At 63.7% G+C, this 23,113-nt stretch carries 17 protein-coding genes and 1 tRNA gene; 12 read left to right on the forward strand and 6 right to left on the reverse strand.

Annotated features, from left to right (window positions below; translation table 11 throughout):
• Nucleotides 1-138 precede the first annotated feature (138 nt).
• From AC1AV0_RS09085 to galE, 6 genes are all read left to right on the forward strand, one after another.
• Entirely contained in the window at nucleotides 139-1,107 is a 969-nt protein-coding gene (locus AC1AV0_RS09085; RefSeq protein ID WP_476573226.1) for a carbohydrate ABC transporter permease, read from the forward strand.
• Nucleotides 1,104-2,042: a carbohydrate ABC transporter permease gene (locus AC1AV0_RS09090; RefSeq protein ID WP_476573228.1), complete on the forward strand. Its 939-nt coding sequence runs from the start codon at nucleotides 1,104-1,106 to the stop codon at nucleotides 2,040-2,042. The genes AC1AV0_RS09085 and AC1AV0_RS09090 overlap by 4 nt, the downstream gene beginning before the upstream one ends.
• A 112-nt stretch (nucleotides 2,043-2,154) precedes the next feature.
• Nucleotides 2,155-4,404, forward strand: a complete 2,250-nt coding sequence (gene gnpA, locus AC1AV0_RS09095) for a 1,3-beta-galactosyl-N-acetylhexosamine phosphorylase (RefSeq protein ID WP_476573230.1) — start codon at nucleotides 2,155-2,157, stop codon at nucleotides 4,402-4,404.
• A 143-nt stretch (nucleotides 4,405-4,547) separates the two neighbouring features.
• Nucleotides 4,548-5,627 carry a phosphotransferase enzyme family protein gene (locus tag AC1AV0_RS09100; RefSeq protein ID WP_476573232.1) on the forward strand — a complete coding sequence of 360 codons (1,080 nt, stop codon included), beginning with the start codon at nucleotides 4,548-4,550 and terminating at the stop codon, nucleotides 5,625-5,627.
• A 1-nt stretch (nucleotide 5,628) separates the two neighbouring features.
• Nucleotides 5,629-7,116 (forward strand): UDP-glucose--hexose-1-phosphate uridylyltransferase, encoded by a 1,488-nt coding sequence (locus AC1AV0_RS09105; RefSeq protein ID WP_476573234.1) that lies wholly within the window; start codon nucleotides 5,629-5,631, stop codon nucleotides 7,114-7,116.
• 186 nt (nucleotides 7,117-7,302) lie between these two features.
• Complete coding sequence (galE, locus tag AC1AV0_RS09110) at nucleotides 7,303-8,322, forward strand: UDP-glucose 4-epimerase GalE (protein WP_476573236.1); 1,020 nt, start codon at nucleotides 7,303-7,305, stop codon at nucleotides 8,320-8,322.
• Between the two features lie 42 nt (nucleotides 8,323-8,364).
• Here galE and AC1AV0_RS09115 read toward each other — a convergent pair whose 3' ends face one another.
• Entirely contained in the window at nucleotides 8,365-9,114 is a 750-nt protein-coding gene (locus tag AC1AV0_RS09115) for a LuxR C-terminal-related transcriptional regulator (RefSeq protein WP_476573238.1), read from the reverse strand.
• Entirely contained in the window at nucleotides 9,098-10,603 is a 1,506-nt protein-coding gene (locus AC1AV0_RS09120; protein WP_476573240.1) for an ATP-binding protein, read from the reverse strand. Before AC1AV0_RS09120 ends, AC1AV0_RS09115 begins: the two co-directional genes overlap by 17 nt.
• Nucleotides 10,604-10,715: 112 nt before the next feature.
• Here AC1AV0_RS09120 and AC1AV0_RS09125 point away from each other — a divergent pair, with 112 nt between their 5' ends.
• Complete coding sequence (locus AC1AV0_RS09125; RefSeq protein WP_476573242.1) at nucleotides 10,716-12,530, forward strand: PspC domain-containing protein; 1,815 nt, start codon at nucleotides 10,716-10,718, stop codon at nucleotides 12,528-12,530.
• 2 nt (nucleotides 12,531-12,532) lie between these two features.
• Nucleotides 12,533-13,354 (forward strand): DUF308 domain-containing protein, encoded by an 822-nt coding sequence (locus AC1AV0_RS09130; RefSeq protein WP_476573244.1) that lies wholly within the window; start codon nucleotides 12,533-12,535, stop codon nucleotides 13,352-13,354.
• A 6-nt stretch (nucleotides 13,355-13,360) separates the two neighbouring features.
• Here AC1AV0_RS09130 and AC1AV0_RS09135 read toward each other — a convergent pair whose 3' ends face one another.
• The 4 genes from AC1AV0_RS09135 to AC1AV0_RS09150 form a co-directional block, all read right to left on the reverse strand.
• On the reverse strand, nucleotides 13,361-13,966 hold the full coding sequence (locus tag AC1AV0_RS09135) for a DUF4125 family protein (RefSeq protein WP_476573246.1): 606 nt from the start codon (nucleotides 13,964-13,966) through the stop codon (nucleotides 13,361-13,363).
• 28 nt (nucleotides 13,967-13,994) lie between these two features.
• Nucleotides 13,995-16,154, reverse strand: a complete 2,160-nt coding sequence (locus AC1AV0_RS09140) for a DUF4037 domain-containing protein (protein ID WP_476573248.1) — start codon at nucleotides 16,152-16,154, stop codon at nucleotides 13,995-13,997.
• 151 nt (nucleotides 16,155-16,305) lie between these two features.
• Nucleotides 16,306-17,493, reverse strand: a complete 1,188-nt coding sequence (locus AC1AV0_RS09145) for an MFS transporter (RefSeq protein WP_476573250.1) — start codon at nucleotides 17,491-17,493, stop codon at nucleotides 16,306-16,308.
• A 111-nt stretch (nucleotides 17,494-17,604) separates the two neighbouring features.
• A tRNA-Pro gene (locus AC1AV0_RS09150) sits at nucleotides 17,605-17,678 on the reverse strand.
• A 118-nt stretch (nucleotides 17,679-17,796) separates the two neighbouring features.
• Here AC1AV0_RS09150 and lysS point away from each other — a divergent pair.
• The 4 genes from lysS (at nucleotide 17,797) to AC1AV0_RS09170 (ending at nucleotide 23,107) form a co-directional block, all read left to right on the forward strand.
• Entirely contained in the window at nucleotides 17,797-19,506 is a 1,710-nt protein-coding gene (lysS, locus tag AC1AV0_RS09155; RefSeq protein WP_476573252.1) for a lysine--tRNA ligase, read from the forward strand.
• Between the two features lie 356 nt (nucleotides 19,507-19,862).
• Nucleotides 19,863-20,900: a hypothetical protein gene (locus AC1AV0_RS09160; protein WP_476573254.1), complete on the forward strand. Its 1,038-nt coding sequence runs from the start codon at nucleotides 19,863-19,865 to the stop codon at nucleotides 20,898-20,900.
• 367 nt (nucleotides 20,901-21,267) lie between these two features.
• Complete coding sequence (menA, locus tag AC1AV0_RS09165; RefSeq protein ID WP_476573256.1) at nucleotides 21,268-22,293, forward strand: 1,4-dihydroxy-2-naphthoate octaprenyltransferase; 1,026 nt, start codon at nucleotides 21,268-21,270, stop codon at nucleotides 22,291-22,293.
• A 73-nt stretch (nucleotides 22,294-22,366) separates the two neighbouring features.
• Entirely contained in the window at nucleotides 22,367-23,107 is a 741-nt protein-coding gene (locus AC1AV0_RS09170; protein WP_476573260.1) for a phosphoglyceromutase, read from the forward strand.
• Nucleotides 23,108-23,113: the final 6 nt, after the last annotated feature.

Genomic DNA, 23,113 nt, shown 5'->3' on the forward strand with positions numbered 1-23,113 from the left:
TGAGCCGTCGGGGCCTTTCCCGACGAGCGTGATCCGTCCCACACCTCACAACCGAAAGGCCGGAGCTTCAAACCCTCCGGCCTTTTGTTTGTCCAGGCCAATGTCGTCCTCATTTCCTTGAAAGACAGGGTATTTGCAATGACTGCAACCACACAATCCGCGAAGGCCTCGGGCGCACGCAGCGCAGCCAAGCCGAAGCGGTCGAACGCCGCCAAGCGCGAGAACCGCACCGGCTGGGCGTTTATGGCACCTTTCGGCATTCTGTTCGCTCTCGTATTCATCCTCCCCATCATCTGGGCCATCTATTCCAGCTTCTTCCGCCAGGTGTCCACCGGCGGCGCGTACGGCGGCGGCGAACTCGTCAACCAGTTCGTCGGCCTTGAGAACTTCCAATACGTCATCACCTCATCCAACTTCTGGAGCGGCGTCGGCCGCGTGCTCATCTACACGCTGTTCCAGGTGCCCATCATGATCATCGCCGCCCTCGCGCTGGCCATGCTCATCGACTCCTTCATCGTCAAGCACGTCACCGGCTTCCGTCTGGGCTACTTCCTGCCCTACGCGATCCCCGGCGTCGTCGCCTCGATCATCTGGGTCTACCTCTACAACGGCCAGATCTCCCCGATCGTCAAAGGCCTTGCCGCCCTCGGCGTCAACGTCGACTTCTTCGCCGACAACATCGTGCTCGCCTCGATGGCCAACATCACCACCTGGACCTTCACCGGCTACAACATGCTGATCTTCCTGGCCGCGCTGCAGGCCATCCCGCACGATCTGTACGAGGCGGCGCGCATCGACGGCGCGAACGGCTTCCAGATCGCGATGAAGATCAAGCTGCCGAATGTGCGCTCCGCCGCCCTGCTCGCCATGCTGCTCTCCATCGTCGGCACCATCCAGCTCTTCAACGAGCCGCAGATCATGCAGACCGCCGACCCCGGCATCTCCAAATCGTTCACGCCGATGATGATGGCCATGAACACCTCGCAAGGCACCCTCACCCCCGGCGGTGACGGACCGGCCTCGGCCATCGCCATCGTGATGGCGCTGATCGCAGGCGTGCTCGCCATGGCCTACGCCCTTATCGAAAGGAAGGTGAACGCGGAATGAGCGCCACGACCGCAAACGCCCGCGCCCGCAAGAAGGCCGAAAAGCTTCAGGCGAAGGCCGCCAACGACCTGCCCCGCTCGATGCGCCCCTCGCCGGCCGTCAAAGTCATCACCATCGTGGTGCTCGTCGCGGCGCTGATCTACTTCCTCTTCCCGATCTACTGGGCGATCGTCGCCTCGACGAAGAACCCCTCGCAGATGACCGGCAGCAACGGCCTGTGGTTCGCCGTGGGCCTCGACCAGCTGCCCGACGCCATCGCCACCAACTATTCCAAACTGCTGGGATGGACCCGTGGCCAGTTCTGGCGCTGGGTGCTCAACTCGCTGATCTACTCGGGCGTCTCCGCCGCCATCGGCACCATCGTGTCGGTGATGGCCGGCTACGCCACCGCGAAGTTCAACTTCCGCGGCAAGAACGCCGCCATCGGCCTGATCATGGGCTGCATGCTCATGCCCGCCGCCCTGCTGACCATCCCGCAGTACTCGATCTTCCACGCGGTGCACCTGACCAACACCATGCTCGCGGTGATCATCCCCTGCTCGGTCTCGCCCTTCGGATTCTTCCTGGGCCGCGTGTACGCGCAGAGCTCCGTGCCGAACGAACTGCTGGAGGCCGCCCGCATCGACGGTGCCGGCGAGGCCCGCATCTTCTTCACCATCGTGTTGAGAATCCTCGCCCCCGCCATGGTGACGATCTTCCTCTTCCTGTTCGTGGCCACCTGGAACAACTTCCTGCTGCCGTTGATGATGCTCTCGTCCGATTCGCTCAAGCCGGTCACGCTCGGCCTGTACGGCATGGTCTCCCTGGCCACGTTCAACGACCGAGGTGCGTTGATGATGGGCGCGCTGCTCGGCGTGCTCCCCGTGATCGTGCTCTTCCTCGGCCTGCAGCGCTACTGGCAGGCCGGCCTGGCCGCCGGAGCGGTCAAGGGCTGACAACCCACTTGCCATGTCGGGCGTCGCATCGGCGTCTTGTGCAGTCAGGGAGGCCGACGCGCCGCCCGGCATGGCAACCTATTCCCCTCCCACCTCTCAAGGAGACACAACCATGACCACTACTGGTCGTTTCACCCTTCCCAGCGAAGAGAACTTCGCCGAGAAAACCAAGGAACTCGCCGAACTGTGGGGCGCCGACGCCATCCGCAACTCCGACGGCACCCATCTGGACGAGGCGGTGCTGGCCCTCGGCAAGAAGGTGTATTCCGCCTACTTCCCGACCCGCGCGCACAACGAGTGGATCACCCTGCATATGGACGAGACCCCGCAGGTGTTCCTGCTCACCGGCCGCGTGCTGGCGGAAGACTCCGCTGTGGACGTGCCGTTGATGGACAACTTCTACGAGGAGCAGCTCGCGCCCAACCGCGACGCCGACCCGCACAAGTACTGGGAGGTCGTGGACCGCACCACCGGCCAGATCGTGGACGTCTCCGATTGGACGCTCGACCCCGAATCCGACACGGTGCATATCGTGAACGCCGTGCCGATGCACGAGTACACGGTCACCTTCCTCGCCTACATCATCTGGGACCCGGTCGAGATGTACAACCATCTGACCAACGACTGGGGCGACAAGGAACACGAGATCCCGTTCGACATCTACCACGACGCCACCCGCGGCTTCGTGTTCGACACCTTCCGCGAATGGCTGAAGGACAACCCGCAGGTCGACGTGGTGCGCTTCACCACCTTCTTCTACCAGTTCACGCTGCTTTTCGACGAGAAGCACCGCGAGAAGATCGTCGACTGGTTCGGCTGCTCCTGCACCGTGAGCCCGAAGGCGCTTGACGACTTCGAGGCCGAATACGGCTACCGCCAGCGCCCCGAGGACTTCGTGGACGGCGGCGCCTACAACTCCGCCTGGCGCGTGCCCCGCAAGGCCCAGCGCGACTGGATCGACTTCCTCTCCGGCTTCGTGCGCCGCAACGTCAAGGAACTCGTCGACATGACCCACGCCGCCGGCAAAGAGGCCATGATGTTCCTCGGCGACCAGTGGATCGGCACCGAACCCTACAAGGAGGGCTTCGACGAGCTCGGTCTCGACGCGGTGGTCGGCTCCATCGGCGACGGCACCACCACCCGCATGATCGCGGACATTCCCGGCGTCAAATACACCGAGGGCCGCTTCCTGCCGTACTTCTTCCCCGACACCTTCTATGAGGGCAACGACCCGAGCATCGAAGGCCTCGACAACTGGCGCAAGGCCCGCCGCGCCATCATGCGCAGCCCCATCTCCCGCATGGGATACGGCGGCTACCTGAGCCTGGCCGCCAAATTCCCCAAGTTCGTCGACACCGTGACCCACATCGCCGATGAATTCCGCGACCTGCACGAGCGCACCGGGGGAGTGGCCGCCGAAGGCGAACTCAACGTGGCGATCCTCAACAGCTGGGGCAAGATGCGCTCCTGGATGGCCTACACCGTGGCGCACGCGCTGCCCAACAAGCAGACCTACTCCTACTACGGCATCCTCGAAGCCCTCTCCGGCATGCGCGTCAACGTGCGCTTCATCAGCTTCGACGACGTGGTTTCGGGCGGCGTGGACGGCGACATCGACGTGATCATCACCGGTGGTCCGGTCGACACCGCCTATTCCGGCGGCGACGCGTGGGCCGACCCGAAGCTGGTCGAAACCCTGCGCGCCTGGGTGCGCGGCGGCGGCGCGTTGGTGGGCGTGGGCGAGCCGAGCTCTCTGGCGCGATTCCAGGCGGGCCGATTCTTCCAGCTGGCCGACGTGTTCGGCGTGGACGAGGAACGCTTCCAGACGCTTTCCGTCGACAAGTACTTCCCGCCGGTTGCGGAAAGCCACTTCATCACCGAAGACGTCGCGGTCGAGGCCGGCGTGATCGAGGCGGCCAACGCGGCCCGCGCGATTCCGCTGTCCGGCTGCGGCGGTGGCCAGGGCGGCGTCGTGGGCGGCATCGACTTCGGCGAGCCCATCGCCAACACCTACCCGATCAACGAGGATGTGACGCTGATCCGCGCCGACCACGGCCAGGTGCAGCTCGCGGTCAACGAATACGGCGAGGGACGCGGCGTCTACCTGTCCGGCCTGCCGTATTCCGCGGCCAACGCCCGCCTGCTGGAACGCATCCTCTTCTACGCCAGCCACAACGAAGACAAATACGACGCGTGGAGCTCGACCAACCCCGAATGCGAGGTCGCGTACTTCCCCCAGTCGCATGTCTACTGCGTGATCAACAACACCGACCAGCCGCAGACCACCGAGGTGCGCCTCGGCGACGGCACGTCGGAACGCTTCGAACTCGCCTCCAGCGCCATCGCCTGGCGCGAGGTGTGACAGCGGGACCAGGGCCGCGTTTTTTCTCTCCTCCGAGCGCGGCCCGTCGGTCCACCCCTTAACGCCTTACGGGAGGAGGCAACATCGCCTTACGGGCGAGCAGCTCATCGCCCGCCCGTAAGGCCCGAAGAAAGAAGAGTCCCATGGCCCAGCATGACGCCCAGCTCGACGCGATCGTCGAGCGCTTCCCCCTCGAAGGAACCATCGAAAGCATCGCCCCCTACGGCGACGGCCACATCAACACCACCTATCTCGTCACCACCAGCGACCGCCGGTACATTCTGCAGAAGATGAACACCGACATCTTCCCCGACACGGCGCAGCTGATGCGCAATATCGAACTCGTCACCGGCTTCCTGCGCTCGCAGGGCCAGGAGACGTTGGACATCATCCGCACCACAGGCGGCGCCACCTACTATGAGGCCCCGGACGGCCCGTACCGTGTGTTCGCGTTCATCGAGAACACCATCTCGTACAACCTCGTGCCCGACGCGGGCGTGTTCCGCGACGCCGGCGCGGCGTTCGGCCGCTTCCAGAACCAGCTGGCGCGCTTCGACGCTTCCCAGCTGACCGAAACCATCGCCAACTTCCACAACACGCCGAGCCGCTTCAGGGACTTCCAAGCCGCGGTGGAGGCGGACGCGAAGGGCCGCGCCGACGGCTGCCGCGCCGAAATCGACTTCTTCATGAACCATGCCAGCGAATACTCGGTGATTATGGATGGTCTGGCCGACGGTTCGATTCCGCTGCGTGTGACGCATAACGACACCAAGCTCAACAACATCCTGATGGACGCGGACACGCATCAGGCGCGCGCCATCATCGACCTCGACACCGTGATGCCCGGCTCCATGCTGTTCGACTTCGGCGACTCCATCCGCTTCGGCGCCTCCACGGCGCTTGAGGACGAGAAGGACCTCGACAAGGTGCATTTCAGCACCGAACTGTTCCGCGCGTACGCGGAAGGGTTCGTGGGCGAGCTGCGCGACAGCATCACCGCGCGCGAGGCCGAACTGCTGCCGATGGGCGGCAAGATGATGACCATGGAATGCGGCATGCGCTTCCTGGCCGACTATCTCGCGGGCGACACCTACTTCGCCACCAAGTACCCCGAACACAATCTGGTCCGCGCCCGCACGCAGATCAAGCTTGTGCAGGAGATGGAGCAGAAGGTGGACGAGACCCGCGCCATCGTCGATGAGATCATGAACGGGACCCACTGACATGGCCGGGCAAGGCGAATTGGAGCAGGTGTACGCCGGCGTTGACGCGCTGGTGGACTACGCCTGCGACCGTCTTGCGTTGGATCGGCGCGACGCCGATCTGACGCGCAACCGCATCTTCGAACTCTTCGACCTCAACTCATACGCGCCGACCGGTGCGGTAGCCAGCGGGCGTTCCGCGGACGAGCTGCTGGGCGAATTCCGCGCGGCCGCGGTCGAGGCCGGCCTGTTCGAGGCCGAGGAAGGGCCTGTGATCGCCGACATCGTGATGGGCATCCTCTCCGCGAACCCCTCCGTCTTGCAGAACCGCTTCCTCGAAGTGGAACGCGACTGGGGAGGCATGGCCGCCATGCGCTGGCTGTACGACTACTGCGTGGCCAACACCTACGTCAAGCGCGCGCAGCTCGACGCCAACCCGCGGTTCGACTCGCACGGCCTGGTCGTGACCATCAACCTCGCCAAACCCGAATTCAAGGATATGAAGAAGGCGGCGGCGGGCAACGCCGTGGCCGGAGGCTATCCGCAGTGCACCATCTGCCATGAGAACGAAGGCTTCGCCGGACGCAACAAGCGCACGCTGCGCACGCTGCCGGTCGACCTCGGCGAGGAATCGTGGTTCTGGCAGTTCTCGCCCTACGGATACTTCGACCAGCACGGCATCTGCGTGAACACCACGCATACGCCCATGCACGTCGACCGCGACACCTTCGGCATGCTGCTCGACTTCGTGGACCGGTTCCCCGGATACTTCCTCGGATGCAACGCGGCCCTGCCGCGCATCGGCGGATCCGTGCTCGCCCACGACCACTTCCAAGGTGGCGGCGAACTGCTGCCGATGCACACCGCGCCCGCGTTGCGTGAACTGCGCTTGGAGGCGTTTCCCGACGTGGCGGTGGAGATGCTCGACTGGCCCGGCACCGCGGTGCGCGTCGTCTCCAAATCGCGTCAGAGCCTGATCGACGTATGCGATCTGATCCGCGAGGGATGGGTGAACTATTCGAATCCCGAGCTCGACATCGTGTGCGAAGGCGAGGACGGCAGGCGTTCGGCGCTTTCGCCCAGCGCGATCGTCACCGAACGCGGCTACGAGATGAGCCTGATCTTCCGCAACAACGGCGTGAGCGAGGAATACCCCGACGGCATCTTCCACGCGCATCCGGAGTTCTACCCGGTCAAGCAGGAACCAATCGGCCTGATCGAGGCGCAGGGCCTGTTCATCCTGCCCGGACGTCTGGTCGAGCAGTTGGGTCATATCGAGGACGCGCTGGTGGCGGGCGAAGGACTGCCCGAAGCGGAAAGCGAATTCACCTTGGAATGGGACGAACTGGTCGAGCAGCTTGCCGGATCGCGCGACCGCGAAACCATCCGCGCCGCCATCCAAGACGAACTCGGCAGCGTATGCCACCGCATCCTGCGCAACACGGCCGTGTTCAAAACCCCCGAACTCACCTTCGACTTCCTCTCCTCGCTCGGCCTGCGCGCCGTATAGCGGGCGCAAGGCACGGCCGTGACGCGCGGCGCGCCGTGCCTCAAGCAACCACACGTACCCGTGCGAAACCAAGCGAACCGTAACGGTTGGTGGGCGTCGTCGCCGACTGTTCACCCGACCGTTACGGTTCGCGCTTCACTTCCGCGGTGAAGAAGAGGATAATACAGACTGGAAAAGGAGAATACTATGACCACAATTCTGGTGACCGGCGGCGCCGGCTACATCGCCACCCATACCGACATCGAACTGCTCAACAAGGGCTACGACGTGGTGTCGGTCGACAACTACGGCAACTCCTCGCCCGAGGCGCTGCGCCGCGTCGAGGAGATCACCGGCAAAACGGTGAAGCGCTACGACGGCGACGTGCGCGACGAAGCGCTCATGAACCGCATCTTCGACGAGAACCCGATCGACTGGGTGATCCACTTCGCCGGCCTGAAGGCCGTGGGCGAGTCCGTGGCCAAGCCGATCGAATACTACGACAACAACCTGTACTCGACGCTGGTGCTGCTTAAGGTGATGCGCGCGCATAACGTGAAGAAGCTCATCTTCTCGTCCTCCGCCACCGTGTACGGCGATCCGAAGGAACTGCCGATTCTGGAGACCACCCCCACCGGCGGCACCACGAACCCCTACGGTACCTCCAAGCTGTTCCAGGAGCAGATTCTGCGCGACGTGGTCGTCTCCGACCCGGAGTGGACCGTGGTGCTGCTGCGCTACTTCAACCCGGTGGGCGCGCACGAATCCGGTCTGCTGGGCGAGGATCCCAAGGGCATCCCCGCGAACCTCACGCCGTATGTGGCCAAGGTGGCGGTGGGTGAGCTCGCCGCCGTGCAGGTGTACGGCACCGACTACAACACTCCGGACGGCACCGGCGTGCGCGACTACATCCACGTGGTCGATCTGGCCAAGGGCCATGTGGCCGTCGTGGACCACATCGACCAGCCGGGCGTGCACGTGTACAACCTCGGCACCGGCCACGGCTACTCCGTGCTGGAGGTCATCAAGGCCTATGAGCAGGCCGCCGGACATCCGATTCCCTACGAGCTCAAAGACCGTCGCCCCGGAGACATCGACGCCTGCTACGCCGACGCCTCCAAGGCCGAGAAGGAACTGGAGTGGAAGGCCGAGCTGACCATGGAGGATATGGCCTCCTCGTCGCTCAACTGGCAGACCAAGAACCCCAACGGATTCCGCACCGCCTGATTGCGGTTTTTCCGTCAAGCCCCTCCTTCGGGAGGGGCTTTCTTATACGATGCGGCGGTCGGCGGCCCAGCGGGTCAGTTCGGTGCGGTTCGACAACTGGAGTTTGCGCAGCACCGAACTGACGTGCGTCTCCACGGTTTTGATGGAGATGAACAGTTCGGCCGCCACCTCCTTGTAGGTGTATCCGCGGGCGATCAGCCGCATCACCTCCTGCTCGCGCGCCGAAAGCCGATCCAATTCCTCGTCGCGCGCGGGCACGCCCGAATCCTCGGCCAACGGCGCTCCCTGGAACGCGGAAAGCACGAATCCCGCCAGCTTGGGCGAGAACACCGCATACCCCTCGTTGACCTGCTTGATCGAGGAGATCAGATCGTCGCCGGTGATCGTTTTGGTCACATAGCCGCGCGCGCCCGCGCGAATCACCGAACCCACATCCTGCGGGGAATCGGAGACGGAAAGCGCGAGGAACACCGACGCGGGGGAGAGTGGCCGCGACTTCATGAGAATCTCCGCGCCGCCACCGCCTTCGCCGCCGGGCACATGCACATCCAGCAGCACCACATCGGGTTTGATGTCGGCGATCATCGCCACCGAGCCCTCCATGTCGGCCGCTTGGCCGACGATGCTGAAATGCGGCCGCAGGGTGGCGATCACGCCCGCACGGAACATCTCATGATCGTCGACGACCGCCACGCGGATCGGCTCGCCTGTGGATGCCTGAGATACGCTCGCGTCTGCGTCCGTGTCCGAGGCGGTGGCGGTGGCGTGCGGTGTGTTATTCGGCATGGTCATAGGAGTTCTTTCCCTTGTGCGTGTTCTTCGCGCGGTCTTCTTCGTCTCGGGTGGCGGCGGTGTCGGTGTCACCCTGCTGTTGTGGTTGTTGGGGCTGTTGGGCCGCGGTCGGGGCGGCGGTGATCGGGATATGCATGCGCACTTCGGTGCCCCAGTCGGGCCGCGACACCACCTCCACTGTACCGCCGCGACGGCGGATGCGGCCGATGATTGACTCACGGATGCCCAGCCGGTCCGCGGGCACCGCGTCCATATCGAATCCGTCGCCATGGTCGCGCACGAACACCTCCACCAGGGTTTCGCTCGCTTCGCAGTAGACGGAAATAGGTTCGCCGCCATGCGTGACCGCATTCACCAGCGCCTGGCGCGTCGCGTCGAGCAGCGCGTCCGTTTGCGCGCAGGGCTGTGCGTCGCCCACGGTGACCACATCGATCGGCTTGCCATGCTCGTCTTCGATGGCGGCGGCGATTTGCTTCAATCCGGCGTTCACCGAACGGTCCGAGGTGGAGCGCGTCTGATACAGCCATTCGCGCAGTTCGCGCTCCTGCCCGCGGGCCAGGGTGAACACCGTGTCCGGTTCCTTGGCATGCAGCTGAATCAGCGCCAGCGTCTGCAATACGCCGTCATGCAGATGCGCGGTCATATCGGCGCGCTCCTCCTCGCGCTCCTTCAGCGCGCGTTCGGCGGAGAGCGAGCGGATCATCGCATTGGCCCACGGCACGAGCGCCAAACCCACGCCGGCGAGCATCGCCAACCCGGCGGCGATCAGGCTCAGCGGGGTGGAGCCTCGGTCGGAATACATGACGTTGATCACGTAGGTCGCATAGGCGAGGAAGATCAGCGCGATGCCGCCGACCATCGTCGGCATTTGCCCCTCCTTGGCGTCGTAGCGGGCCCATGCCACCAAGAGTCCGGCTATGGCGAACACCAGCGGCATCACCAGCGCCTCATGATGCGAATACGTCATCGCCGCCGCCAGCATCAGCAACGCGAGTCCGGCTGTGGCCACCAAAGCGGGTTTGGGCGCGCGGCGCAACGCGTCGACCACGGTCTCCTGCGAGCCGGCGTCGGCCAGAAGTGAGTCGCGGTCTTCGGCATCATCGGCGGCATCAACGGCGACGGCGTCGAAATCGATGCCGGAGGAAGCGGCCGTGGATGCCGTGGGGAACGTCGCGTTGCCGCGGGAAAGCGGCGCGCCCGTCGCGGCGTCGCGCGCTTGGTGGCGTGCGGCCTCGACCGGATCGCCCGCCGGGGTGAATATCCACAGGAACAGATAGGCGACTAATCCGGTGCCCCACAGGCAGGCGGCGGCGAGGAACACCAGACGCACCCACACCACCGAAACGCCCAGATGCAGGGCGATGCCCTTGCACACGCCGGTCAGCCAGCGGCCTTGCTTGGGGCGCATCAGTGGCAGCTTGGCCGGAATCATCGCCGTGGGGGCGTATGGGGCGTGCGCGGGCGCGGGAGGATTCGCAGGTCGGGTCATGGTTCCATTGTGCCGCTTTGCGGGGCGGAATCGGGGCTTTTCCCCAAGGTTCAGGGAACAATCAGGGTGTTCCCCGACGGTTTTTCGCGCGCCGGCTTGGTGTAATGGAAACATGAACGATATGTATGGCGGCCCGCAGCCCGGGTCTTACTCAACTTCCGAAACGAACGGCCAGACCGGTTCGGCCGGCCAGTATGGACAACCTTGCCAGACGAGCCAATCGGGACCATACGGCCAGTCAGGTCAAACCGACCAATCCAATAACGCCGGTCAGGCTGGCTATGCTGGTCCGTACTCCCAGTACGGCCGGTACGGCAATCCGAATCAGCCGGGCCAGCCGGGCCAACGTCGTCCGCGCGCGGACGAACGCTTCTTCTCTTGGGTGCGTTCCAGCGCCATCACGCGCGGCGACGACCGCTGGGTCGGCGGCGTATGCAGCGGACTGGCCCGCCGCCTAGGCTGGAGCCCCACCCTCGTGCGCGCCCTGGTGCTCGCCTCCGTGCTGCTTTTCGGCTTCGGCGCGGCGCTGTACGCCATCGGCTGGATGCTGATGCCCGACGGTCGCGACGGTCGCATTCTGGCCGAGGAACTCATCGCCGGGCACTGGGATTGGAGCTGCGTGGGCGCGTTCGCCTGCCTGGCGCTCGCGATCCTCATCCCTGGCGCGGGCTGGCTGGCCATCGCTCTGGCCTTGTTGACATTGTGGATTCTCGCCCAAGGCGGCATCCGGCAGCAGGAGGGTTACGGCTTCGCCCATCGCGGTCCCGCACCACAGACGGGTGTTCCCGGTGCCTCCGCGCAATCCGCGGCGGGCGCTCCCGGTATGGGCGCTCCCGGTATGGGCGCTCCATCCAACACAGCCGGAACCGCATCGCAATTCACTGCGCCTGCCGCCCAACAGCCTACTTTTGCCGCAGCTTCCGCCGCTCCCGCGACGATGGCCTATGCTCCCGCCGGGCCGGCGACGACGTATGCCATGCTGCTCCCGGTCACGCCGAGTCCTGTCAAACCGCGCGTCGCCCGCCGCAAGCCGGCCGGACCCGTTGTGGTGTTGACCCTGTTCGGACTGATCCTCATCTCCGCGGCCCTGCTGATGGGCGGATTCGTCGCTCCCTTCGGAATCGACGGTCTGGAGCAGCTGGTCACCTACGGCACTATGTGGATCGGCGCGGTGTGCGTGCTGCTGGGTGTGGTGATCATCGTGCTCGGCCTGATTGGACGGCGCACCGGCGGCCTGCACCCATTCGTGTGGATCGCCGCGTTCCTGGCCTTCTGCATGGTGTGCCTCTCCGCCGCCTACTCGTATGTCTACGATGACCTGCGCCTGCTGTGGGCGCGGGATGGCTATGAGAGCGTGCACCTCGGCGACGACGTCTACGGTTTTGACTCCAGCGAGCGGCAGATGCAAGCGTTTAGCGACGGCGTGGTGTTCCGTGGAAAAAGCTACGACCGCAGCATCGCGAACGTCGACCTGACTGACTGGGAGGAGCGTTACGGCACGCATGAACTGACGACGCAGCGCTTGGATGGCGAAAGCAAAACCGTGGAGTCGGGATGCCCGGCGGGGCAGCTGAACATCAGCGCCACCAAGGCGCAGGTGCAGGTGACGATCCCCGACGGATGCACTTGGTCGTGGGGTGAAAGCGGCGACAGCTTCATTCACGGCTTCTCGGCGCTTGGCGGACCATACACCGCCATGACCGACAGCGGCATGGGCGCGTCCATCGGATTCTCCTCCGGCGAATACTGGGTCAACAGCTACGATTCCAACTACCAGTGGCTGGACTACGACAATGAGATCGTGAACGGGGTCGATTTGTACATCAACGTGGAGAATGTGACCGGAGCGCAGGTGCGCGTCGTCTACGAATCCGACAGCACGCTGCCCAGTGCCGCGTCGATATCGGCCTTTGCGAAGGAGAACTGATCATGAGCGACGAAACCGAAACCACAGTCATGCCGATCCCCTCGGATGACGAGCGCACGCAGACCATCGATGCCGTGCCCGCCGAAACCACGGCGATCGACACTGCGATCTTCGAGAGTGTTCAGACTGAAACCCTCCCACTTGAGACGGTGGTCGATGAGACCAAGCCCCTCGAGACGGTGCGGGATAACGTCGATGGTTCGAATGAAACGAGCAGTTCGGACGATTCCGTCGATATGGCTGACGAAACCCAGCTAGTTGAAGATTCCCGACTGGCCGACGAATCCCAGACGGTCGAGGAATCCGCCGCGGCGGACGACCTTGATATGACGAAGCCGCTTGACGAATTGGCTCGGGAGAAGGCCGAACGGGATGCTCGGAACACCCAGACGGTTCCGCAGGTGCCGTTGTACGCCACCCAGCCGCCGTCCGGCGGTTCGGCGGCGCGCGGCGGATCCGTTCCGCAGGGCGGCAATCCTTGGGCGCAACCCGGCCCCCAGCCCTTCGTGCAGGTGCCGTCGCAGCCGGTGACGGAACGTCCGGTAATCCATAAAACCGGTCCGAGCGGCGCAACCATCGTGCTGGGCGTGCTGCTCGCGATAATGGGTGTGATCGCCATCGTGTTCGGCATGGAGACGCCGATTCTGAGTCTGAATCTCGTCGCCGATTCGCGCATGATGGTCGGTGTCATATTCGGCGCTGTCGGCGGTGGGCTGGTGCTGATCGCCATCATTTGGGGCTTGGTGGGATTGATTCGATCCAAGAGCCGGAGCGCCGAAGGCGACGAAGACTCCGACGGTCCGGAGATAGGCAAGCGGGCGTAGCGATCGTTACTGCGCCGCTTCGGCCTCGTCAAGGCTGGTGAAACCGCCGAGCCGCACGGTATTGAGGATGGTCTCCTCGGTCAGGTTGCGGCCGGCGGTTTCGACTTCGCGGACCATCCGCTCGTAGAGCTCCAGCGTGCGTTCGGAATACGTGCCGAGTTCGCCACGCAGATACGTCTCGAACGACGTCGCCTCGGGTGTGTCTTCGGCGGTGGCGAGCACGCGCATGGCGGCCCCGAGCTTGGGGTAGCGCTGGCGGAAATCGGCCGCCCACGCCACCTGCGTGGCGATGACCTTCTCCTGCACGGCAATACGCTTGTCGGATAACGGCGGAATGTGCGGTTCGATGTTCTCTCTGTATTCTTCGGGCGCTGTGGAAGCCATCATGCGCCCGTATTTCTCGGTGATGAGATTGCGGCCTGCGCGGTCGGCCTCCACCAAATCGTTCCGGTAGCTTTCCAGCAAAGGCAGTTCCCAAGTGAGGAACTGGCTGGCGCGCATCTGGCGGAACATCGGCCAATTGCCTTGGCAGGCGGCGCGGCCGCCCTCATTGTTGGTGCGCTGGAACTGATCCCATTCCAGCCGCACGATGGCATCGACGAGTTCGCTCATGATGACTCCTTAACTTCCTTATGACTTCTTACATGCTGTGCAGGCAGGCGGCGTCGCTGGCGATATGTTGTTCCACGTAAGGCCGCTGCCATTCCAGGAACGTCTCATCGCTGTCGGTGAGCCCTTCGCGGCGCAGTTGCAAAACGATATTGACGCAGACGTGTTCGACCGTGGCGATGACGGCGTCGGCGGCCGGAGCCGCGCCCTTGCCTCCTTCGCCGAATCCCTTGCCGCCGAAACAGGCGGCGGAGGAGAGTCGCAGTATCGACTCCAACTGTTCGCACACATCGGGCAGCCGGGTTGCCATACGGGAGGAAAGCCTTCGCAACGCGGCGAACTGCCATTTGTAATACGGCATATAGCCCGCCGAAACCGGCTCGTTGAGCAGGAATACCAGCGAACTTGCGGCCGTGACGAACTCCTGAATCGACAGCCATGCCGCCGCGCCGTCGCCGCGCGCCAAGCTGCGAGGCAAGTTGTACTGCCCCGCCTGCGCAATCATGCCAAGCCGTTTGGAGATCAATGACAGTCGCACGTCCTCGGGCATAAGCTTGAATCCCTGACGGGTTTTCGAGAACTCGCCCAGCGGATCCGCGAACACTTGCCCGTTCGTGGCCGCGGCCAGCGTCGCCTCATCCAACATCAGCCATTCATGCGGCGCGTCCGCCAGCGGCGCCTGCCGGTATCCGGTGATCGACTCGAAGAAATCGCCGATGCGGAACACGCCGTCACGCCGGCCCGTTCCTCGCGCGCGAGGTGTGGATTCGTGCGGTCCGAAGCCCTTGAACTCCTGCGGCAACGCGTCATAGTCGGCTTGCAGACGTTCGCCGATGGCGGCGTAATCCTCGTCGGTGAGCCACAGGCAGAACCGCGGGCCGAAATCATGGTCGTGGGAGAATTCGTCGTCGAAGCCATAGCATTCCGAACCGTGGCCCACGAGTCCGGCCGCGATGCGGCCTTGGTATTCGGGGTAGCGTTCGGCGATCAGCGGCTTGCCATAGGCCAGCCAGTATTGGCGGGCGAGTTCGAGACCGAGGATGCGTGTTCCGTCATCTTCATGGATGCCCGTTCCATCGTCACCGTGGTTGCGCATTCTTTCGTCACCGTGGTTGCGTCCCCCTCCGTCATCCCGAGCGGAGTCGAGGAATCTCTGAGATGCTTCGACTCCGCTCAGCATGACAGAAGAGGATCCGCTCGGACTGACGGAGGCGTTTGGGACATCGGCGGATGGGACTGCGTGATGCTCTTCGTGGGCCAGTTCTTGCGCTTGGCGGAGGTTGGATTCGGTGATGCGGTAGTAGTCGGTATCCCTGCCGTAGCATTCCTCGATCACCGTCAACGCCTTGCGATAGTGGGCCACCGCGTTGTCGTAGCGTTCGCGCGCGCAGGCGACCTGCGCGTATCCGGCCAACGCCGAAGCGTAATGCGCGGAATGCTCCAGATGCCCGGTGCGGTAGATGCGCAACGCCTCTGCGGCATGTTCCTCCGCCTCATCCAGTGTCTCGCCGTGCTGCGGATTTTCATCGGACTGGGCTATGGCGAGCAGGGCGAGGGCGAGGTTCGTGTGGGTGGAGGCTACGTCGATATCCTCGTTTGGGTTCACGCTGGAGGATTCGAGGATATGCAGCGCCGTCTCCAATTCGCGTCGCGCCTCGGGTGCGCGCGAGGTTTCGGAATACAGCATCGACAGATTGTTGTGCAGGGCGGCGAGCCGGCGGTCGGTGGGGGAGAACGCGGTTTCGGCGGATTGCAGTGCCATGCGGTACAGCTCCTCGGACTGAGGATATTCCCCGGCGGCTCGCATCGCCGTGGCGCAATTAATCAGTGTGGTGGTCCATGATTGCGGATCGTCGGCCGGCAGACCCATGCGCGAGGCGAGTTCCATGGCGCGCTGCACGATCCACTGGTTCTCCCGATGTCTGCCTTGCGAGCGATAGAATCCCATCGTCTCGTTGAGCACGGTGAACAGGCCGGCCTCGTCGCCCGCGTTCTCCGCGTCGATCATCGCCTGCTCCAAGTACGGACCCGCCTTGGTGGAGGCCTCATGCGCGTCGAAAATCGCGTCAAGTCTCGCGAGAAACGCCTCAGTGCCTTGCCAGGACGGCATTGCATCGGTGTCGTCCGCGTCACCCGGCCCGTGCGCGAACTTCGCGGCGAACTGGGCCAGCAGCGCTTCATCGTCGGCCATAACAAAACCTCCTCGTCGAACTTCCACCAGTCTATTGGTTTCGTTCGGCGAGGAGGCGACGATACTCTGTGAGCTTGCTCTCAAACAATCAACGTCATCGGCGTGGAGATGCTTGCGCCTCGTTGCACTCCGCTCAGCATGACGGGGCTAATCAGACTTGGATTTCGCGCATGCGGTGGATGGCGTCGGTGTCCGTTTCGCAACGCAGCGAGTAGAAGGCGAGCAGCGCCACGGCCGCGGCGGCGAACGGCATGCCAGCCAAGCCGGTGGAGTGGTAGTCCATAGAGGACATGGTTAGCGCCATGCCGCCGACGACCGAACCAACCGCGTTGCCCGCGTTGAACGCCACCTGCACGGCCGCGCCGGCGATCAGCTCGCCGCCGCCCTGACCGGCCTCCACCATCAGCAGCTGCTGCGGGGAGGAGATGAAGAACAGTCCGAACGCGATCCAGAACGTGAGAATCAGCGTGGAGATATGGTTGCCGGGCAGCAGGAACACCAGCAGCAGGCCAACGCAGGAGAAGAACTGTCCAAGCGCGGCGGTGCCGGCGGATCGCCAACGGTCGCAGATGCGGCCTCCGATCAGACCACCCAACACCATGCCGAATCCGGCGAGCATCATCATCGCGGGCACCAGATCGGAACCCCATCCACCGGTCTGCTGCAGCCAGGGGGAGACGTAGCTCCACCAGCAGAACACACCGGTGTTGCCCACGAACACGGCGGCGAGAATCACCCACGGGCCGCGGCGCTTCAGGAATCGGAACTGGCCGGCCAAACCGACGTCCTTCACCGGCGGCACATTCGGCACCCACGCCAGCACGAGACCGATGGTCATCGCGGCCCACGCGGCGAGCACGCCGAACGCCAGACGCCAGTTGAGATATTCGGCCATCAGCGTGCCCGCGGGAACGCCGAGCATATTCGCCACGGTCTGCCCGGTGACCATCAGCGAGACGGCCTGCGCCTCCTTGCCCTTGTCGGCGACGGTTTTGGCGATCAGTGTGGCCGTGCCGAAGAACGCGCCATGCGGCAGACCCGAGATCAGACGAGCGGCCAGCAGTATCGGAGAATTCACCGCCACGGCGCTCAGCAGATTGCCGGTAAGCGCCAACAGCATGAACAGGATCACCAGATGCTTCGGCGGCACCTTGCGTCCGAACACGAGAATCAGCGTGCCGATGCACACGCCGATCGCATACGCGGAGATGTAATTGCCGGCGGTGGGGATGTCGACGTTCATCGTGGCGGCCGTCTGGGGCAGGATGCCCATCATCACGAATTCGGCGGCACCGAGGATGAACGCGCCGGAAGCAAGCGCGAGCAGGCTTTTCTTCATGGTTGTTCCTGAGCGGTAGTGGTGGAATATGTGGTGCGGGTGCGGCGAGTCGGGATCAGGCCGGATAAGAAAAGGGTCAGACCTTTGCTAGGCAAGGATCTGACCCAGTTGTCGGGCTGGCGGGATTTGAACCCGCGGCCTCTTCGTCCCGAACGAAGCGCGCTACCAAGCTGCGCTACAGCCCGTTAGACAACGTCGTAGATAATACAACGAACCCGAAGACAAACACAAATCGGCGTGCCGCGCTGCCGTGGAATGCTCCGCGGGCGCTTCCGTCACCCTGAAGCCGTACACTGTCTTTCTATGTCTGAACTTGTCGAAAACACCGAAATCACAGAGAACGTCGACGGCTTGGAGAGCGTCGAAAGCGAATCCGCCGTACCTCAGATGACCACCGTCGAACGCGCCGAAATGCTGTTGGCGCAGGACGCCGCCATTCGCGAGCGCATCGAGGGCGGTGCCACATTGGATGAGGCCATCGACCCGGGCAACAAGGAATTCGGCCCGCTCGCGCATCCCGAGCAGGTGCAGATGCGCGTGGCCAAGCGCGCCCTCATGCTCAAGGAAGGGCTCAACCCCTATCCGGTGGAGCTGGACGTCACCACCTCCATCGAAGCCCTGCGCGCCAAGTACGACGGCACGCTGGAGGCCGGCGCCGAAACCGAGGATGTGGTGGGCATCGCCGGCCGCGTGCTCTTCATCCGCAACGCGGGCGGCCTGAACTTCGTGCAGCTCGCCGCCGGCGACGGCACCAAAATCCAAGGCATGATCTCCAAGAAGGAGGTCGGCGCCGACTCGCTCAAGCAGTTCAAGCAGCTCGTCGACCTGGGCGACCACCTGTATCTCAAGGGTCGCGTCATCTCCTCCAAGACGGGCGAGCTAAGCGTGTTCGCCACCGAATGGGCCATCGCCACCAAGGCGCTGCAGCCGCTGCCCGCCCTGCATAAGGACCTGAACGAGGACACCCGCACGCGCAAGCCGTACATCGGCATGATCGCGGATACCAACATCCGCAACATGGTGCGCAACCGCTCCAAGGCCGTGGCCTCCCTGCGCCGCACCTTCGACGGCCACGACTTCATCGAGGTGGAGACCCCGATGCTGCAGACCGTGCACGGCGGTGCCGCGGCCCGTCCGTTCACCACGCATATGAACGCCTTCGACCTGGACCTGTACCTGCGCATCGCTCCGGAACTGTTCCTGAAGCGCTGCCTGGTCGGCGGCATCGACCGCGTGTTTGAAATCAACCGCGACTTCCGCAACGAGGGCGTCGATGCCACCCACGCTCCCGAATTCACCATGGTCGAGGCCTATCAGGCGTACGGCAACTACAACACCATCGGCGCGCTCGTCAAGGAGCTCGTGCAGAAGACGGCCATGGACGTGTTCGGCTCGCATGTGGTGACGCTGCTCGACGGCACCGAATACGACTTCGGCGGCGAATGGAAGTCCATGAGCATGTACGACTCGCTGTCCGAAGCGCTGGGCGAGGAGATCGTGCCTCACGATCCGGAGAACCCGGAGCCGAACGGCACCTCCGTGGAGCATCTCGGCGCGCTCGCCGACAAGCTCGGCGTGGAACGCGATGACGTGGAGAACCACGGCAAGCTCGTCGAACACCTGTGGGAGCACTTCTACGAGGACAAGCTCTACGAGCCGACCTTCGTGCGCGACTTCCCCGTGGAGACCTCGCCGCTGGTCAAGGGCCACCGGTCCAAGCCCGGCGTGGTGGAGAAGTGGGATCTGTACGTGCGCGGCTTCGAGCTGGCCACCGGCTACTCCGAGCTCAACGATCCGATCGTGCAGCGCGAACGTTTCGTCGCCCAGGCCAAGGCCGCGCTCGCCGGCGATGAAGAGGCCTGCGACATCGATGAGGACTTCCTGGAGGCGCTCGGCGTGGGCATGCCCCCGGCCGGCGGCACCGGCATGGGCATCGACCGTCTGCTGATCGCGCTCACCGGCGCCACCATCCGCGAGACGATCACCTTCCCGCTGGTGAAGCCGCTGAACTAAGCGCAGCTTAGTTCATATCGGCTTCACGCGAGGCGGAAAAGAAAACAGTCCAGTGGACTGTTTTCCCGCCGGAGCCATCCTTATAACAAAACGCAAGCACAGCAAAACGCAACCACAGCTAATGGAAGAATCCATCAGTCTGTGGTTGCGTTCTGTTATAAGGATGGCTCCGGCGGCACGGAAGCCCACTGGGCTTCCTCTACGGCCGCCTCGCGCGGTCTGCTTGTATATTCCTTCGGAATATGGCAGACCGCTGTCAGCTTTCTGTGACCTTTCTGAGAAAGCCCGGTTCCGCCGGGCTTTCGTCGTAGGATGAGGGACAGCGAACGAATCCCTCAATCCAGGAGCGCCACAACATGAATCCCGACCAGACTCCGACTCCGAACCTGAACGTCAATCCCACCCCGAACGTCAATCCCACCCCGAATCCATTCTCTCCGACCGGTCCGAACACCGCCGGCGCTCCTAAGAAAACCGCCTCCGACTTCATGCGCAAAGTGGAAACCTTCGAGGTGACCATCGCCGGCCGTTCGTATGGCGTTCCGGCCATCGTCGCGGCCGCTGGATGCGTGCTGACGATGCTCGCGTGCTTCTTCCCGGCCGCGTCCCTGCGGATGAGCGGCTTCTCCGCCAGCCTCAACCTGATGAGCGCCGGCGACGGCTGGGTGTTCATTATTCTGGCGGTGGCCACGCTTGCGGTGCTGGTGTTCAAGAAGCATCTGGCATCGATGCTGCTTGGCATCGGATCCTTCGTGGTCAGCCTCTACGCGGTTATCCAGGTGGTCGACTGGGTCGATGAGGTCGGCTTCGGTCGCATCGACAGCGGCCTCTATCTGCTGATGCTTGGTGCGATCGCCATGCTCGCCGGCACTGTGGTGGAGTTCGTCATCGATTATCGCCGCAAGAAGGCACAGATTCAGGTTCAGCCCATGCCCATGGCCGCCATGCCGGGACAGCCGTATGGCCAGCCGCCGATGCCGGGTCAGCCGTATGGCCAGCCGCCGATGCCGGGTCAGCCGATGCCCGGGCAGGCATATGCCCCGCAGCAGGGCCAGCCCTACGCGCAGCCGTATGGTCAGCCGCAATACGCTCAGCAGCCTTACGCTCAGCCTTATGGACAGCAGTACCCTGCTCAGCCGATGAACGCTCAGCCGGTGAACGCCCAGCAGCCATATGGTCAGCCGATGGCCCAAGCGCCGTATGCCCAGCCGCAGTCCGACCAGTCATTCACTCAACCTGCGGCAGCGCAGCCTCAGCCGATTCCGCCGGTGGATGCTCAGTCAGTGTCCGACCAGCCTGTGCCCGAGCCGGTTCAGTCGACCGAACCTGTGAACGCTCAGTCTGAATCCGAGCAGCCCTCCAACGAAGATTCCGACACCCATCCGGCCCAATAGAAACGGTGTGATACACGGTATTTCGAGTTTGGTGTGTCGGGTCTGAAGGCATTGCTCACTTAAAACGATTGATTCGCGAGTTTGGTGTGAGGAATTGGCCTTGTCAGGCAAATCCGACACACCAAACTCGTTTTTGCGTTCTATCGGGATGGTTCGTGAGGCGATGCAACCGATTGCGGTGATGAATGAGGTGGACATTCAAGCCCTTCCAATCGCACTGGGAGAAGCCGTCCCATATCAACGCTTTGGGCATCGAACCGTCACCCCCCCCCAATTACAATGGGAAAAGGTTGGGCGCGTCAACGAAGTCGGCTTCCGACCTGTGGTGGGATATACGATGGCTTCAAAGCGTCAAGGGGAAGAAGAAATGGGTATTGCGATGTGGATGCGTGGCATGCGGCCACGCACGTTGCCGGCATCGATCGCTCCGGTGCTGGTCGGTGCGGCAGCGGCTTGGACAGGTTCGATGGAACAGCGGTGGTATTGCGATGCGTTGGGACAATCCGCCGTCGAGGTTGCCGGCGGCTGCGATACGCCGGCTGTGGCCGGGGGCGCTCCTTCGGCATGGTTCTGGATGGCCTTCGTGGCATGCCTCATCGTGGCTCTGGCGTTGCAAATCGCAGTGAATTTCGCGAACGACTATTCCGACGGTATCCGAGGCACGGATGCGGGCCGCGGCGGAATCGAAGGGAATGCCTCGGCCGTCGGACCCGCCCGTCTTGTGGCGTCGGGTGTGAATCCCAAACACGTGCTGGCGGCAGCCGGTATTGCGTCCGCCGTGGCCTGCGTGGCCGGACTTGTAGTGATTATCGGCGGCCAACGCTGGTGGCTGCTGGCGGTGGGCGTCGCCGCCTTGGCCGCCGGCTGGTTCTACACCGGCGGCAAACACCCCTACGGATATGCCGGATGGGGCGAGGTCTTCGTGTTCGTGTTCTTCGGTTTGGTCGCCACGGCCGGCACCTGCTACGCCATCACGGGCTTGCTTATCGCCGACCATCTCTGGACAGGCGCCATCGTCGCGGGACTGAACGCGGTGGCGCTGCTGATGATCAACAACATCCGCGACATCCCCTCCGACCGTGCCTCCGGCAAACGCACGTACGCCGCGCGCATCGGCTTGGGCAAGGCGATGACGTCGCTGTATGTGGTGTTGGTGTTATCCGTTCTGCTCAGTCTGATGGCGTTCTATTCGATGCCGATGCGGTGGGGCGGCGTGAGGATGCCCGGCGTATTGCTGGCGGTACCGCTGGCGTATGCCGTGTACGTCGGCATGTGCGCGCGCAAGTCCGACTATCGCCGGGCCTTAGGTGCGGCCGGAATATACGCGCTGCTGTCCGCCCTATGCTGGGTGGCGGTGTTCGTTGGCCATGCGCAATTCCTCGCGTCGTGGTGAATGTAGCGGATACGCCCCGCCACAGGGCGGAATTCTGTTGCGATTCGTCTCCAAGGTCGCCTAGACTAAAGCCATGTCTTACAAACTAGTACTGCTCCGTCACGGACAGAGCGCATGGAATAAAACCAATCAGTTCACCGGCTGGGTCGACGTCCCGCTGACCGAGCAGGGTGTCGAGGAAGCCAAGAATGGCGGCCGCCTGCTCAAGGAGAAGAACGTCCTTCCCGACATCGTCTTCACCTCGATGCTGCGTCGCGCCATCAACACCGCCAACGTCGCGCTGGATGAGGCTGATCGCCTGTGGATCCCCGTCAAGCGCAACTGGCGTCTCAACGAGCGTCACTACGGCGCTCTGCAGGGCAAGAACAAGACCGAGATCCGCGAGGAGTACGGCGACGAGAAGTTCATGCTGTGGCGTCGCTCCTACGCGACCCCGCCGCCGGAGATCGATCCGAGCGACCAGTACTCCCAGAGCGGCGATCCGCGTTACGCGGGCGATCCGGTTCCGGAGACCGAGTGCCTGGCCGACGTGGTCGAGCGCGTGAAGCCGTACTTCGAGTCCGACATCATTCCGGAGCTCAAGTCCGGCAAGACCGTGCTGATCGCCGCCCACGGCAACAGCCTGCGCGCCATCGTGAAGATGCTTGACGACCTCACCGAAGAGGAGATCGCCAAGGTCAACATCCCGACCGCGATGCCGCTGCTGTACGAGCTGGACGAGAACTTCAAGCCGATCAAGCCGCGTGGCGAGTATCTGGATCCGGAGGCCGCCGCCGCCGGTGCCGCCGCCGTCGCCGCCCAGGGCCAGAAGTGATCTGAA

The organism is Bifidobacterium sp. LH_558 (assembly GCF_056356295.1).